This is a genomic window from Pseudomonas sp. ef1, assembly GCF_007293365.2.
GTDB classification, from domain to species: Bacteria; Pseudomonadota; Gammaproteobacteria; order Pseudomonadales; family Pseudomonadaceae; genus Aquipseudomonas; species Aquipseudomonas siliginis.
On record NZ_CM129815.1, the window covers coordinates 5,413,575 to 5,428,167 of the forward strand.

The window sequence follows — 14,593 nt, forward strand, 5'->3', positions numbered from 1 at the left end:
AATAAAAGAGTTAAGGCAGCAGACGATCCGGCAACAGGCGCATCAGCTGGGTGTCGAACCAGGCCACGAAGGCCGGCGACGGCACGGCGTCGACCGCCAGATACCACCAGTCGGCAGCAGCAAAGGCACGGCACTTCACCGCGTCCTTTTCGGTCATCACCAACGGCAATGACGGGGTGAAATTCAAAGCCTGCACGCTGTACTCGGCGTGGTCGGCAAATGCATGCGGGACTGGCCGCCAGTCTAGCGCTTCGAGGGTATTGAAGAAACGTTGCGGATTGCCGATACCGGCCACCGCGTGCAGCGCTTGCCCGGGCGGGAAATGCTCCAGTGACTGACGTTCGCCGCTGCGCAGATTGACCATGGCCGTGGGTTGCAGGCGGAAGGCGAAACCATCGTCGCGATCATCAAGGGCACCGTTGAACAGCACGCCATCGACACTTTGCAGGCGCTCGACCGGCTCACGCAAAGGCCCGGCCGGCAGACAGCGCTGGTTGCCCAGGCCACGTGCAGCGTCGATCAGCACCAGTTCCAGATCCCGCGCGAGGCGATAATGCTGCATGCCGTCGTCAGACAGAATCAGGTCCAGCGGTTCACTGGCGATCAAGGCTTTGACGGCGGCGCTGCGATCAGGATCGATCATCAGCGGCACGCCGGTGCGCTGGACGATCAGCAGCGGCTCGTCACCGGCAATCTCGGCGCTGTGCTCGGCCTCGACCCGCCACGGCAGGTGCGGCGGTTTGGCGCCATAACCGCGACTGACCACGCCAACGCGCAGTCCACGGCGTCGGCAATGCTCAATCAGCCAGAGAATCATCGGCGTCTTGCCCGTGCCACCGACAGTGATATTGCCGACCACGATCAGCGGCACGGGCGGTTGGTAGATCTCACCTTCACCGTCGAGAAAGCGCTGACGCTTGTTGATCACCACACGGCGATACAGCATTTCCAGCGGTCGAAGCAGCGTCAGGGCCGGATGCCCCTGATACCACGCGGCGAGCAGGCGATCGGACAGGCTCATCAGGATTTCGGCGCCGCCTCGACCGTGGTCATGCGCAGATGGCTGAAACCGAGCTTGCCGGCCGCGTCCATGGCGGTGATCACCGATTGATGCTGGGCCTTGCCATCGGCACTGATCGACAACGGCATGTTGGTGTCGCCGTTGGATTCTTTCTGCATGGCTTCCATCAGCGTCGGCAGATCATTTTTCGGCAGAATCTTGTTGTTCACCGAGAACACGCCTTCGGCACTGATCGCGACGTCCAGCTGTTTGACCTGCTGATCTTCGGCGGGCGAACCGCTGACCGCTTCCGGCAGATCCACGCGCAACTGGGTTTCCCGAGTGAAAGTGGTAGTCACCACGAAAAACAGCAGCAGGATAAACACCACGTCGATCAGCGACGCGAGGTTGATGTCTACGGTTTCCCGGGGCTTGCGACGGAATTTCACGCTTTGCCCTCGGCCAGATCGACATCACGGTCGCCCTGCACCACTTCCACCAGTTTGATCGCTTCCTGCTCCATACCGACCACTAGCTCGTCGATGCGGCGCTGCAAAAACCGGTGGAAGAATACCGCTGGAATCCCGACCATCAGGCCCGCTGCGGTCGTGATCAGCGCTTTGGAAATACCGCCGGCCAGTACCGAAGCATTGGTGGTCATGCCGGACCCGGTGAAGGCACTGAAAATATCGATCATGCCCAACACGGTGCCGAGCAGGCCGAGCAGCGGCGCCATGGCGGCGATGGTGCCGAGGGCGTTGATGTAGCGTTCGAGTTCATGAATGACCCGCGCGGCGGCCTCTTCGATGCACTCTTTCATGATCTCGCGACCATGCTTGGAATTGGCCAGGCCTGCGGCGAGGATTTCCCCCAGCGGCGAGTTGGCGCGCAATTCCTTGAGTTTTTCCTTGTTGAGCTGCTTGTCCTTGATCCAGACCCAGACCTGACCCAGCAGATGCTCGGGGGTGACGCGACTGGCGCGCAGTGTCCACAGGCGCTCGGCGACGATCGCCATGGCCGCGATGGAACTCAGAATGATCGGCAACATCATCCAGCCGCCGGATTTGACCAATTCCCACACAGTGACAGTCCCCTCGAAAAAGTGCGCCACTTTACCATACCGATCCGCGATTAAGAGCCGCCGCCCCGACGACCGTGAGGTGGCACCCATGCTGGCACCGATCAACGGCCAGCCACCGGTGGATCGCGCCAGAAACGCCGCTGTTGCCGCATCGTCCACGGCGGCTTGAAGCTGCCCAGTTGCAAATGAATGGCACCTTGTTCGGCGCTGTCGTAGATGCGCAGGCCCTGTTTGCGATAGCGCGCAAGCACGGTTGGATGCGGATGACCGAAGGAGTTGCCGTGGCCACGGGAGATCAGTACCGCTTCGGGTTGCAAGGCTTTGAGCAGGGCCATCGATGATGAACTGCGACTGCCGTGATGTGGCGATTGCAGCCACTGCGTCGGCACGGCCAGCGGGCTGTCGAGCAGAACGCGCTCGGCGTGAATGTCGATGTCGCCGGTGAGCAGCAGGCGTTCACCGTTGGCTTCGATCTGCAATACACAGGAGCGCTGGTTGCTGTCATCGGCCGCCGACCATTGCCAGAGCTGGAACTGCACGCCATCCCACTGCCACTGTTCGCCACTTGCGCAGGCTTCGGCGTTCAGCTCCGGCGGCAGGTTTGGCGGATCGCCGCTGACCACGCGGTGCACGTTCAATCCACGCATGACCGCCCGGGCGCCGCCAGCGTGATCGGCGTCAGCGTGGCTGAGCAGCATCAAGTCGAGCGCTTGCACATTGAGTTTACGTAACGCTGGCAATACCACTCGCTCGCCGAGATCGAACTCGCCGAAACGCGGGCCGGCGTCATAGAGCAATGCGTGATGTCGCGTGCGCACAAGAATCGCCAAGCCTTGGCCGACGTCGATTTGCCAGACATCGGCTCGCCTTTCTTCTATTCGCTCTTGAGGCGGCCATATCAAAAGCAACAGCAGCGGCCAGCCCAACGGACGCATTGGCACGCCACGGGGCAACAGCAATAAAATCGCGCCAAGGCTGCCCAGGACCAAAGCCCACCATGAAATGGCGGCCGGTATCCACGCCGGCCATTGCCCGGCAATCAGCGCCAGCCCGATAAACAGCCAGTCGATCAAACCACCGGCCAGCCACAACAGTCCTTCGCCAACATACGGCACGGGCAGCAATAGCGTGCCGAGCAATGCCGGCGGCAGCACCACGAGGCTGACCCACGGAACGGCCAGCAGATTGGCTACAGGCCCGCTGACGCTGATGGGCAAGCTCAGCGCCAGCAACACCGGACACAAGCCGATCGCGATCAGCCACTGCGCGCGGGTCCAGGTCTGCCACCAGCGCCAGGCCCCAAGCCGCCCGCCGAAAGTGAAGATCAACACTGCCACCGCCGCGAAGGACAGCCAGAAGCCGGGACGCAAACTGGCCAGTGGATCAAGCAGCAGCACGCCATTGAACGCCAGCAATAACGGCCACCACGCGCCGAGATGGCGAAAACGCAGGCGCCACAACAATACCAGCGCCACCATCACGCAGGCGCGCTGCACCGGCACATCGAACCCGGCGAGCAAGCCGTAACCCAGCGCCGCCGCGAATGCCAGGCCACACGCCCACGGCAACCAGGGCCAGCGCACCGGCCAGATTCCGAAACGCGCCAGCCCTGCGACCAGCAGATACATCACAGCCGCCAGCAAACCGATGTGCTGTCCGGAGATCACCAGCAAATGCACGGTGCCGGTGTCTTGCAGAATCTGCCAGTCCTCGCGACTCAGCCCCGAACCGTCGCCAAGCACCAGCGCCGCCAGCGCGCCCTCGCGTCCTTGCGCATCCACCGCGAGCAGGCGTTGGCGAACGCCGTCGCGCCATGCATGCCGGGCCTCAGCCAAGCGCTGGCCATCCTTGATCGTGCCGGTTGCGCCGATCCGTTGCGCCAGCAGCCAGGCCTCGTAGTCGAAGGCGTGCGGGTTGAGCAGGCCACCCGGGCGCTTCAACTTCACCGCCAGACGCCATCGCTCACCACTATTGACCGGCGGCCCGGCGTACCAGGCCAGGCGCAGCAGCGACGGCAGCTTTTCGTGGCGTGAACGCGCATCAGCCAGCTCGAAACGCACCACGCCATCGCTGTGTTGCGGCAAACCGACCACGCGCCCTTCGAGCCAACGGGTTTCGCCGTCGAGGCTCGGTGGCAAGCGGTCATTTAGCGCCCACTGCGCGCCAACGCAGGCCCAGGTAAAGCCAAACAGCAAAAACGCCAATGGAAAGCTGCGAAACGGCAGCAACATCAGCGCCACCATTGGCAGCACCAGCAACCCACCGACCGGCGGCAAGGCCGGCAAAAAAACCGGGGCCAGCAGACCGACTGCCAGCGCCATCATCCCTGTGCGCATATGCCCGTCCTTGAGAGTCCCCCCACTAGGCATAGCCGGTCTGCGGCACCACCGTCGTCAACAATTGTCACAAAGTCTGAATGGGCGGTTCGTAGAATCCAGACATACTTGCCGCCTTAACCGACCGAGAAGCCCTATGCCCCGGCGCTTATTCAAACGTTACATGCCCGACCCGACGAGCATCAGGGAACACAAATCCTTACGCTTTCTCGGCACGTTGCTGCATGACCCTAACCTCTGGCATCTCAACCGCCACTCGGTCGCCCGGGCGATGGCGGTCGGCCTGTTTGCGGCATTCCTGCCGATCCCGGCACAGATGCTGGTGGCGGCGGCATTGGCGGTGATGGTGCGCGGCAATATGCCAATCGCGGTGAGCCTGGTCTGGCTGACCAATCCGATCACCATGCCGGCGGTGTTTTTCTGCACCTACCAGGCCGGGGCGTTCCTGATGGATGTGCCGGCGCGGCATCTGCCGGACGAGTTGACCTGGGAATGGATCAGCGGTGAGCTGTCGACATTGTGGCAACCGTTTTTATTGGGCTCGGTGGTTGTCGGCCTGGTGCTGGGCGTCCTCGCCTATTTTCTGGTGATGCTTTACTGGCGCTGGTGGGTGGCGCGGCAATGGCGGCGGCGCAAGCAAAGTCGGCAGAAATGAATGCAAAACGGCCTCCGCGATGGGAGGCCGTTTTTTGTTGTGTCTGGGCTGGCCCATTCGCGAGCAGGCTCGCTCCCACAGAGAACATCATTCCAATGTGGGAGCGAGCCTGCTCGCGAAGAAGGTGACACGGTCGGGATCAGGTGCGCATCCCGCGCCCGCTCACCAGCAACCGCGCACAGCCGAGATAAAGCACCACGGTCGCCACCAGCATGAAGGTAATGGCGATGCCGATGCGGATATCCGAGACGCCAAGGATGCCGTAGCGGAAGGCGTTGACCATGTGCAGCACCGGGTTGGCCAGCGACACGGTCTGCCAGAACGGTGGCAGCAAAGTGATCGAGTAGAACACGCCGCCAAGGTAAGTCAGCGGGGTCAGCACAAAGGTCGGGATGATCGAAATATCATCGAAGTTGCGCGCAAACACCGCGTTGATAAAGCCCAGCAGCGAGAAGATTGTCGCGGTCAGCACCACCACCAGGATGGTCACGCCGAGATGATGCACCTGCAAATCTGTGAAGAACAGCGACAGAATCGTCACGATCAGACCCACCGCCAGACCGCGCAATACCCCACCAATGGTGAAGCCGATCAGGATCGTGTGCGGTGACACCGGCGAGACCATCAGCTCTTCGATCGAGCGCTGGAACTTGCTGCCGAAGAAGCTCGAGACCACGTTGCCGTAGGAGTTGGTGATCACTGACATCATGATCAGACCCGGCACGATGTACTCCATGTAGGTGAAGCCACCCATGTCGCCGATCTGCCGGCCGATCAGGTTGCCGAAGATCACGAAGTACAGAACCATGGTGATCGCCGGCGGCAGCAGCGTCTGCGGCCAGATCCGCATGAAGCGTTTGACCTCGCGGTAGACGATGGTTTGCAGCGCGACGAGGTTGGGACCGAACTCGGAACTCATACCGCCACCTTCGACAGATTTTTCTCCACCAGGGACACGAACAACTCCTCGAGGCGATTGGTTTTGTTACGCAGGCTCAGCACTTCGATGTTCTGCTGCGCCAACTGGGTGAACAACGCCGTGATGCCCATGGATTTATCGACCTGCACTTCCAGGGTGTGGCCGTCGAGCAATCGGGCCGGGTAGCCGAGCAATTGCGGCGCCGCGTGCAAGTCGTGTTTCAGGTCGAGCAAAAAGGTTTCCACGTGCAACTGGCCCAGCAACTGTTTCATGCTGGTGTTTTCGACAATGGTGCCGTGGTCGATGATGCCGATGTTGCGGCACAGCTGCTCGGCCTCTTCCAGATAATGCGTGGTCAGAATGATGGTGATGCCTTTCTGGTTCAGCTCGGTGAGGAAGGTCCACATCGAACGGCGCAGCTCGATATCGACGCCCGCAGTCGGTTCATCGAGGATCAGCAGACGCGGTTCGTGCACCAGCGCACGGGCAATCATCAAACGCCGTTTCATGCCGCCGGACAGCGAACGCGACGGCACATCACGCTTGTCCCACAGGCCGAGCTGGGTCAGGTACTGCTCGGCGCGTTCCTTGGCGACTTTCGCCGGAATGCCGTAGTAACCGGCCTGGGTTACGACGATGTCGAAGGTCTTTTCGAACTGGTTGAAGTTGAATTCCTGCGGCACCACGCCAATCGAGCGCTTGAGCGCCGCCGGGTTCTTGTCCAGGTCATTGCCGAAAATATTCACGGTGCCGCTGGTCTTGTTGACCAGGGTCGAGAGGATGCCGATGGTCGTGGATTTGCCGGCGCCGTTGGGGCCGAGCAAGGCGAAAAAGTCACCTTCGGCGACGTCCAGATCGATACCACTCAAGGCCTGGAACCCGTTGCCGTAGGTTTTGGTTAGCTGCCGGATGGACAGAGCGGAACTCATATCGGATTTACGCACCAAGAAGGAAGGAAAGAAGTAAATAAGGGCGGGCGGCGAGGGAAACAACCGCGGCGCAAGTTCGCAATGGTGCTTGCCGCCGCCGCACAAGTACAGTCAAGTGTGTCGATAGTAATTATCAAGTCAACGCGGTCATGACCGCTTTCTGATAGGCCACACGCTGCTTCAAACGTTCATACCAGGCTTGGAGATTTGGTTGCGGGGCGCGCTCGATGGGCATTTCGAACCAGGCATAAATGAAGCTGCCCAGCGGGATGTCGCCCATGCCGATGTCATTGCCGGAGAGATAAGGCTGGCTGATCAAGGCGTGGTCGGCCATGTTCAGCAGTTCATCGCATTCCTTGATCGCGGCGTTGATCGCCTTCCAGTCCTGCTTCTCGGCAGGCGTGCGCAGCACACCCCAGAACACCGTGCGAAACGGCCCGGCGAAACTCGACGTGGTCCAGTCCATCCACTTGTCCGCCGTGGCGCGGGCTTGCGCATCCGCCGGATACCAGGCGCTGTCCGGGGCGTGTTTGGCCAGCAGATAGCGAACGATGGTGTTGGATTCCCACAGCACGAAACCGTCATCCTCGATCACCGGCACCCGGCCATTGGGGTTCATCGCGCGGTACTCGGGCGTATCGACTACACCGAACGCGCCGCCGGCATCGATGGCCTCGTAAGCCAGGCCCAACTCTTCGGCAGCCCACAAGGGCTTTCTGACGTTCGATGAATTTTTCCGTCCCCAGATCTTCAGCATGACCGCCTCTTTGCAAGTGAGTGGACGGCCAGCATACGCCGGATCAGGTGCGACTCAAATCAGTCTGCATGTCGCCCAACAGCACCGGCAGTTGCTCACTGAACAGATGCGGATAGCACTTTTGCAGGTGCTCGAAGAAGAACGTTTCCGGCACATCGGTGAACTGGCCGTGATCGAGCAGATACTCCATCAATTGCGCGCCATCACGGTTGAACGGGTGGAAAACGCTGTCGTTGACCCCGTCGAACTCCAGCGCTGCGACGTTGAACAACTCGCACAGTTGCTGGTTGAACGCTGGCGTCGCCTTGACCCAGCGGCCGTCGAGAAACAGCTCGGTGTAGCCATGCATGGCGAACACGTCGCTTTTCAGCAACTCGAGCAGACGCGGCGTCGACAAATGATTGCGCACATCGGCCAGACCGATCCGCGCCGGAATCCCGCAATGCCGGGCACAACCGGCGAGCAGCGTAGCTTTCGGCACGCAGTAACTTTCTCCTGCTGCGAGTGCGTAACTGCCACGCAAGGTTTGCGGATCACGGCTGAAGGTGTAGGGGTTGTAGCGCACCGCCTCACGCACGGCGTAATACAGACTGATCGCCTGCTCACGCGGATCGTTGCTGGCGCCGCGATGCTGCTCGGCGAACTCCACCACTGCCGGGTGGTCACTATCGATGAAGCGGCCGGGGCTCAGATACTCGTGCATGACGGCAATCTCCTGGGTAAGCCACGAGTCTAGCGACAGCCTGAGCACAGAGATAACGACGTTTCGGCCAAACCTGAAAGCAAAGCTGCGCAGCAACGAACGATTTCCCACACGTGTTGCCCACCGAACCTACGAAAACCATCCGGGGTTTCCCACGATTTCAATCACCATGCTCTGACCACCCTTGTTTGCAGATGCCGTCTAAGCTCTGGAGGGTCGATTTGCTTTGGTTCACGGAGGACTGAATATGCTGTTGTTGTGGATACTGGTTTTGATCGTCGGCGTGGCGTATCTCGCCCATCGACGCATCGCCCCGCTGCCCGCGTTGGGCATCGTTGCGGCCTATCTGGTCGCCATGGGGATTTTCAGTCACGCGCCGGGCTGGCTGCTGTTTGTCTTCTGGGTCCTGTTGGCGGTGGTCGCCGCGCCATTGTTGCTGCCTGACCTGCGCCGCAAGCACTTCACCGCGCCGCTGTTCAACTGGTTCCAGAAAACCCTGCCGCCCATGTCGCAGACCGAACGCGACGCGATCGATGCCGGCACCGTATGGTGGGACGGCGAGCTGTTCAGCGGCCGTCCGGACTGGGACAAACTGCTGTCCTATCCAAAAGTGCAACTGAGCGAAGAAGAACAAGCCTTCATCGACGGCCCGACCGAAGAACTCTGCGCAATGGTCAGCGACTGGCAGATCGGCCAGTCCATGGACCTGCCGCCCGAGGCCTGGACGCACATCAAGGAACATGGCTTTTTCGCCCTGATCATTCCCAAGGAATACGGCGGCAAAGGCTTCTCGGCCTACGCTCACTCACAAGTGGCAATGAAACTGGCGACACGCAGCGGCGACCTCGCCTCCACCGTGATGGTGCCCAACTCCCTCGGCCCTGCCGAACTATTGCTGCATTACGGCACCGACGAACAACGTAATCACTACCTGCCGCGCCTGGCCCGTGGCGACGATATTCCGTGCTTCGCCCTCACCGGCCCGCTGGCCGGTTCCGACGCCGGCGCGATGCCCGACACCGGGATCATCTGCAAAGGCCAGTGGGAAGGTGAAGAAGTCATCGGCCTGCGCCTGAACTGGGAAAAGCGCTACATCACCCTCGGCCCGGTCGCGACTCTGCTTGGCCTGGCATTCAAGGCTTATGACCCGGATCACCTGCTCGGTGAAGAAGAAGACCTCGGCATCAGCCTGGCGCTGATCCCGACCGATACCGCAGGTGTGGAAATCGGTCGTCGTCACCTGCCGCTGGGCGCCGCGTTCATGAACGGCCCGAACTCCGGCAAGGACGTGTTCATTCCTCTGGACTACCTCATCGGTGGTCAGGAAATGCTTGGCAAGGGCTGGATGATGCTGATGAACTGCCTGTCCGTCGGGCGTTCGATCTCGCTGCCAGCCGTCGGTACCGGTGCGGCCAAGTTCACCAGTCTGGTAACCGGCCAGTACGCGCAGATTCGCGAGCAATTCAATGTACCGCTGTCCGCTTTCGAGGGCATCCAGGAAGCCATGGCGCGCATCGGCGGTAACGCGTGGATGATGGACGCCGCCCGCATGCTCACCGCCAACGCGGTGGACCTGGGTGAAAAACCATCGGTGCTGTCGGCGATCCTCAAATACCACCTCACCGAACGCGGCCGCGAATGCATCAGCCACGCCATGGATGTGCACGGCGGCAAAGCAATCATCATGGGGCCGAACAACTACCTCGGCCGCAGCTGGAACGGCGCGCCGATCTTCATCACCGTCGAAGGCGCGAACATCCTGTCGCGCAACCTGATGATCTTCGGTCAGGGCGCGATCCGTTGCCATCCGTTCGTACTCAAGGAAATGGCCCTGGCCGGTCGCGAGGACAAGGATCAGGCACTCAAGGAATTCGACGGTCTGTTGCTCAAGCACATCGGTTTCGCCGTCAGCAATGCGGCCAGCACACTGGTGCTGAACCTCGGCCTTGGCCATTTCGAACATGCGCCGGGTGACAGGATCAGCCAAGGCTACTTCCGCGCGCTGAACCGTCAGGCCGCCGCATTTGCCATGCTCGCCGACTTCAGCATGATGCTCCTGGGCGGCGAACTGAAACGCCGCGAACGTCTGTCGGCACGCCTCGGCGATGTACTGAGCAACCTGTATCTGGCCTCCGCCGCGCTCAAGCGCTATCACGACCTGGATTCGCCGGCGTACATGGAGCCGCTGTTCCGCTGGGCCATGGAAGAAAGTCTCGGCCAGTCGGAGCGTGCGCTGGATGAACTGCTGAGCAACTTCCCGAACAAAGTCTTCGGCTGCCTGCTCCGGGTCATCGTCTTCCCGTTCGGTCGCCGTCACAAAGGCCCTTCGGACAAACTAGGCGCCGAAGTCGCTGCGGTCATCGGTCGCGCCAAAGGCGATCCGGCCCTCGAAGAATTGCTCGCCGGCTGCTACCGCCCGCAATCGGCGGACGATGCCGTGGGCGCGCTGCAACACGCCAGCGACCTGCTCAACGCCGCGCAACCGTTGCACAAAAAACTCCATACCGCGTTGAAAAGCGGCCAAGTGAAACCGGCAGCCGGCGAACACGCCATTGATGCCGCGCTGGAAGCCGGCGTGCTGCAAGCCGTCGAAGCGCAAAGCCTGCGCGACGCCGAAGCGGCCCGCCGCAAAGTGATCGACGTCGATGATTTCGCCAAAGAAGAACTGACCCAGGCAGCGGGCAAAGTCCGCTGATCCCGGTTTATGTGAAAAAACGGCGCGAGGGCTTTATACTCCCGCGCCCGTTTTGCTCTTGAGGACTTATCTCGTGTCCAACGTCGTTGCCGATCATCTCGTGTTGCTCGACCACCTGCGCAGTATCCTGGTCGCCGTAGGTGAGGCCGAACAAGTGCCCGAAGAAAGCCATGCCCTGTTCCTCGAGCGCTTCGACGAACTGCTGGCCTCCCTGCCGATCGACCCTATCGAAAGCCAATACCTGGGCCAGGACATCCTCACCCAAGTCATCAGCCGCTACCCGCAAATCGCCCACCTGATCCCACGCGACCTGCTGTGGTTCTTCGCCGGCGACTGCCTGCACTACCTCTCCGACGAAGAAATCGACCTCTACCAGGCCCTCGAAGAACGCCGCTACGAAGCCGAACAGAACGACGAACCGTTTGACTGGAACCAGGAAAAACAACTGCTGGCCATGTCCGCACAGGACAGCAAGCACTGATTTTTCAAACGGTAATGAAAAGGCCCGCACTGGTGATTCCATGCGGGCCTTTTTTTTCAAGATCAAAAGCCCCTCACCACTCAACACAATGAGCGCAAGCTCGAGTACCGCTCTTGATCTTGATTCACAGGCGACGTCGGAAGGCTGAGCGGAGGGATTGATCCGGGCGTGGGAGCGCAGCGACCGTACGACGCAGTCGTACACAGCGGAAGGAGGTGCAGCGAAGCAAACCGTAGCCGCTGCGCCCGGATCAGTCCCGGAGCGAAGGTACCCCGAGCCCCAGCGAGCGGGCCGAACGTAGGAGCTAGCGTTTTTTGCTTACTTTTTTAGGCGCTTGTAAAAAAGTAAGTCGCCGTAAGGGCGAAACCCTAAGCAGCCGTTACCGCAGAAACGGATATTCACCCAAACCACCAGAGCATGGACGGCCCAAAGGCCGCCAAGCCCCCCCCCCAAAAAAACCTCAAAGCAACCCCTCACTCTCCGGCAGCTCATACGCCACAGCCAAATTGCCCCCGCCCACCGACTTCCCGGGCCTACCCAACGTCGGCTCCTTCTGCAAACACTCCACCAGATAATCAATGAACACCCGCAACTTCGGCGGCAAATACCGCGTCGGCGAATGCAGCAGCCACAACCCACCATGATAAGAGGCAAGAAACGTCCAGTCCGGCAACACCTGCACAATCAACTTCTGCTCCAAGGCGTAACGCGCCGTGAAATACGGCAGACTGCCAATCCCGATGTGCTGCAACACCGCCCCCAACCGCACACCCGTGTGATTGGCGGCATAACGCCCACGCACCCCGACCGTGACAGCTTTACTGCCCTTCTTGAACTTCCAGCGCGCATCGCTCGGCGTTTCGCCCAGATAAATACAACTGTGATTGAGCAAATCGTGAGGATGCGTCGGCGTGCCGTGTTCGGCCAGGTATTGCGGCGTGGCGCAAAGCAAATGATCGATGGTCAGCAACTGCCGCCCGACCAGACCGGCCGGTGGACGATCAGTGATGCGAATTGCCAGATCGACATGATCATCGATCAGATCGACCTGACGATCTTCCAGCAATAACTCCACATCAACCTTGGGATAGCGGCGCAGAAACTCCGGCATGTGCGGATGAATCACAAAACGCCCCACTGCTTTCGGTACGCTGACCCGCACCAGGCCTTCGGCTTCGTGGGTGAACTGGCCACTGATTTCCATCACCGACCTGGCCGCACTGACCATTTCCTGGCAACGCTTGAACACCTCCTCACCGCCATCGCTCAAGCGAAGTTTGCGTGTGGTGCGTTGCAGCAACCGCGTGGCCAACGCCTTTTCCAATCGGGAAATGCTGCGGCTGACCGCTGAGGGAGACGACCCCATCTGCCGCGCCGCTTCGGAGAAGCTGCCGGTCTCGACAACCTTGACGAAAATCGCCATTTCACCCAGCAGCGGCAGCGGAAGATTGATGCTCACAACGCACAAGTCCTTTGATGTTCGAATGGATTATCACGTTATTGCACGATTCATATAATAAAAACAGAACTTCGATCAGGGCATGGAATATGACGCTTCGCCTGTTTTTTCACAGTGACGACCTCAAGGCGAATGTCGAAGTCCTCGACTGCACACCCCACGAGAACGAATTCGCCGTAGTGCTGCGCGCCACCCTGTTTCACCCCCAGGGCGGCGGTCAGCCTTGCGACACCGGCTGGATCGGTGAAAGCCGGGTGTCGCGCGTGGTGCAGGAACCTGAGCGCATTGTGCATTTCGTCGACCGCCCGCTGCCGCTGGGCATGACCGTCATCCGTATCGATGAAGAGCGCCGCCGCTTCAATACGCGCATGCACTCGGCCGGGCACCTGATCGGTCATTTCATTCAGGCCATGGGCTGGATGCCGATCAAGGCGCACCACTGGCCGGACGAAGGTCGGGTGCAATTCAAACCGGGCGATGGCGCAGAAGAAGTCGATGCGCCAACCGTACAAACCGGTATCGAGCAGTGGATCGAACATGATCTGCCGCGCCTGACTTCCCTGCGCGAAGGCGCGCGGGAAATCAGTTTCGGTGAGCTGCCAGCCTATGGCTGCGGTGGCACCCATGTACGTAGCCTGAAGGATCTGGGCACAGTCACGATCGCGTCCCTTTCGCAGAAGAAAGGCACGCTGTCCGTCCACTACAGCGTGGATTGAGCATTTCGGACGTTGCCATCGCGCAACGTCCGACGCCGGGGAACCGCACTCGCCGGTTCCGTTGACTATCGATAGATGGACCTAAAACAAATGATGCTAGACGTCGAGCGTCTCGATGAGACGTGCATAAAAAAACTGGCCAACGAAGAAGTCCTCGCCATCCGCGTCAAACGCTTTCTCCCCGAGCCGCTGGCGATCGAAATTGGCGACAAGATCCTCGCCCCGGGCTTTGAGGGCTACATCAACGCACCGAGCATCGGCCGCATCGGCATGGCCTTCTACGAGGCGGAAAACCAGCCGCTGCTGATCGAGGATTACTTCGATCGCGCCACCCGCAACATCGCCGAACTGCGCCAGCGCTGCGCGCCCTACTCCTCGCCGATCGACACCCTGCGCTGCATGCTCGACGAATCATGGCCCGCCGGCGCGCATCTGGAAAATCTCTACGGGCGCAAGATGTATGTCGGCTTGTCGCGCGTGGTCAAACCCGGCGTGTGCTTTCTTGCTCATCACGACATCTTCGCCAAAGACGCCCCGGACAGTTTTCAGGCGCGCAGCCTTGAGGCGCAATTTGCCTGCAACGTCTACCTGAACATGCCCGTCGAGGGTGGCGCCTTGCAGATGTGGAATGACCACATCACCCCCGATCAATTCGACGAAATGCGCGGCGACAGTTATGGCATCGAGCCGTCGCTGCTGGGGCCGCCCGCCCTCGAAGTACGACCGCAGCCCGGCGATTTCATCATGTTCAATTCGCGGCGCATGCACTCGGTGACTCCGGGCGTGGCCGACCCGCGTTTGAGCCTGTCGTTCTTTGTCGGCTATCGCGGCAATGCCTCCCCTCTGACTTTCTGGAGCTGAC

14 protein-coding genes are annotated in these 14,593 nt (G+C 60.6%); 5 read left to right on the top strand and 9 right to left on the bottom strand.

Annotation, left to right across the window (positions count from 1 at the left end):
* Window positions 1-10: 10 nt before the first annotated feature.
* The 4 genes from lpxK to FEE99_RS24760 all read right to left on the bottom strand — a co-directional run bounded on the left by lpxK (window position 11) and on the right by FEE99_RS24760 (window position 4,417).
* Window positions 11-1,021: a tetraacyldisaccharide 4'-kinase gene (gene lpxK, locus FEE99_RS24745; protein ID WP_041479457.1), complete on the bottom strand. Its 1,011-nt coding sequence runs from the start codon at window positions 1,019-1,021 to the stop codon at window positions 11-13.
* Entirely contained in the window at window positions 1,021-1,449 is a 429-nt protein-coding gene (locus FEE99_RS24750) for an ExbD/TolR family protein (protein WP_041479458.1), read from the bottom strand. Before FEE99_RS24750 ends, lpxK begins: the two co-directional genes overlap by 1 nt.
* Complete coding sequence (locus FEE99_RS24755; RefSeq protein ID WP_016771007.1) at window positions 1,446-2,081, bottom strand: MotA/TolQ/ExbB proton channel family protein; 636 nt, start codon at window positions 2,079-2,081, stop codon at window positions 1,446-1,448. The genes FEE99_RS24750 and FEE99_RS24755 overlap by 4 nt, the downstream gene beginning before the upstream one ends.
* 101 nt (window positions 2,082-2,182) lie before the next feature.
* Complete coding sequence (locus FEE99_RS24760; protein WP_041479459.1) at window positions 2,183-4,417, bottom strand: DNA internalization-related competence protein ComEC/Rec2; 2,235 nt, start codon at window positions 4,415-4,417, stop codon at window positions 2,183-2,185.
* Window positions 4,418-4,553: 136 nt separating this feature from the next.
* Here FEE99_RS24760 and FEE99_RS24765 point away from each other — a divergent pair, with 136 nt between their 5' ends.
* Window positions 4,554-5,072, top strand: coding sequence for a DUF2062 domain-containing protein (locus tag FEE99_RS24765; RefSeq protein ID WP_039760200.1), 519 nt, complete (start codon window positions 4,554-4,556; stop codon window positions 5,070-5,072).
* Between the two features lie 139 nt (window positions 5,073-5,211).
* Here the strand turns inward: FEE99_RS24765 and FEE99_RS24770 are convergent, their stop codons facing one another.
* The 4 genes from FEE99_RS24770 to FEE99_RS24785 form a co-directional block, all read right to left on the bottom strand.
* Complete coding sequence (locus FEE99_RS24770) at window positions 5,212-5,991, bottom strand: ABC transporter permease (protein ID WP_039760202.1); 780 nt, start codon at window positions 5,989-5,991, stop codon at window positions 5,212-5,214.
* Window positions 5,988-6,920: an ABC transporter ATP-binding protein gene (locus FEE99_RS24775; RefSeq protein WP_041479460.1), complete on the bottom strand. Its 933-nt coding sequence runs from the start codon at window positions 6,918-6,920 to the stop codon at window positions 5,988-5,990. Before FEE99_RS24775 ends, FEE99_RS24770 begins: the two co-directional genes overlap by 4 nt.
* A 133-nt stretch (window positions 6,921-7,053) precedes the next feature.
* Window positions 7,054-7,677 (bottom strand): glutathione S-transferase family protein, encoded by a 624-nt coding sequence (locus FEE99_RS24780; RefSeq protein WP_041479461.1) that lies wholly within the window; start codon window positions 7,675-7,677, stop codon window positions 7,054-7,056.
* A gap of 43 nt (window positions 7,678-7,720) precedes the next feature.
* Entirely contained in the window at window positions 7,721-8,380 is a 660-nt protein-coding gene (locus FEE99_RS24785; RefSeq protein WP_041479462.1) for a transglutaminase-like domain-containing protein, read from the bottom strand.
* A gap of 247 nt (window positions 8,381-8,627) precedes the next feature.
* Between FEE99_RS24785 and FEE99_RS24790 the strand changes: the two genes are divergently transcribed.
* Together FEE99_RS24790 and FEE99_RS24795 are read left to right on the top strand one after the other, a co-directional pair.
* Window positions 8,628-11,075 (top strand): acyl-CoA dehydrogenase, encoded by a 2,448-nt coding sequence (locus FEE99_RS24790; RefSeq protein WP_041479463.1) that lies wholly within the window; start codon window positions 8,628-8,630, stop codon window positions 11,073-11,075.
* 73 nt (window positions 11,076-11,148) lie between these two features.
* Window positions 11,149-11,556 (top strand): PA2817 family protein, encoded by a 408-nt coding sequence (locus tag FEE99_RS24795; RefSeq protein ID WP_039760212.1) that lies wholly within the window; start codon window positions 11,149-11,151, stop codon window positions 11,554-11,556.
* Between the two features lie 460 nt (window positions 11,557-12,016).
* On the opposite strand, the gene FEE99_RS24800 is transcribed toward FEE99_RS24795, so the two are convergent.
* Window positions 12,017-13,015 (bottom strand): LysR family transcriptional regulator, encoded by a 999-nt coding sequence (locus FEE99_RS24800; RefSeq protein ID WP_039764152.1) that lies wholly within the window; start codon window positions 13,013-13,015, stop codon window positions 12,017-12,019.
* 89 nt (window positions 13,016-13,104) lie between these two features.
* Here FEE99_RS24800 and FEE99_RS24805 point away from each other — a divergent pair, with 89 nt between their 5' ends.
* Window positions 13,105-13,731 (top strand): serine-tRNA(Ala) deacylase AlaX, encoded by a 627-nt coding sequence (locus tag FEE99_RS24805; RefSeq protein ID WP_041479464.1) that lies wholly within the window; start codon window positions 13,105-13,107, stop codon window positions 13,729-13,731.
* Between the two features lie 90 nt (window positions 13,732-13,821).
* Window positions 13,822-14,592, top strand: a complete 771-nt coding sequence (locus FEE99_RS24810; protein ID WP_041479465.1) for a 2OG-Fe(II) oxygenase — start codon at window positions 13,822-13,824, stop codon at window positions 14,590-14,592.
* Window position 14,593: the final 1 nt, after the last annotated feature.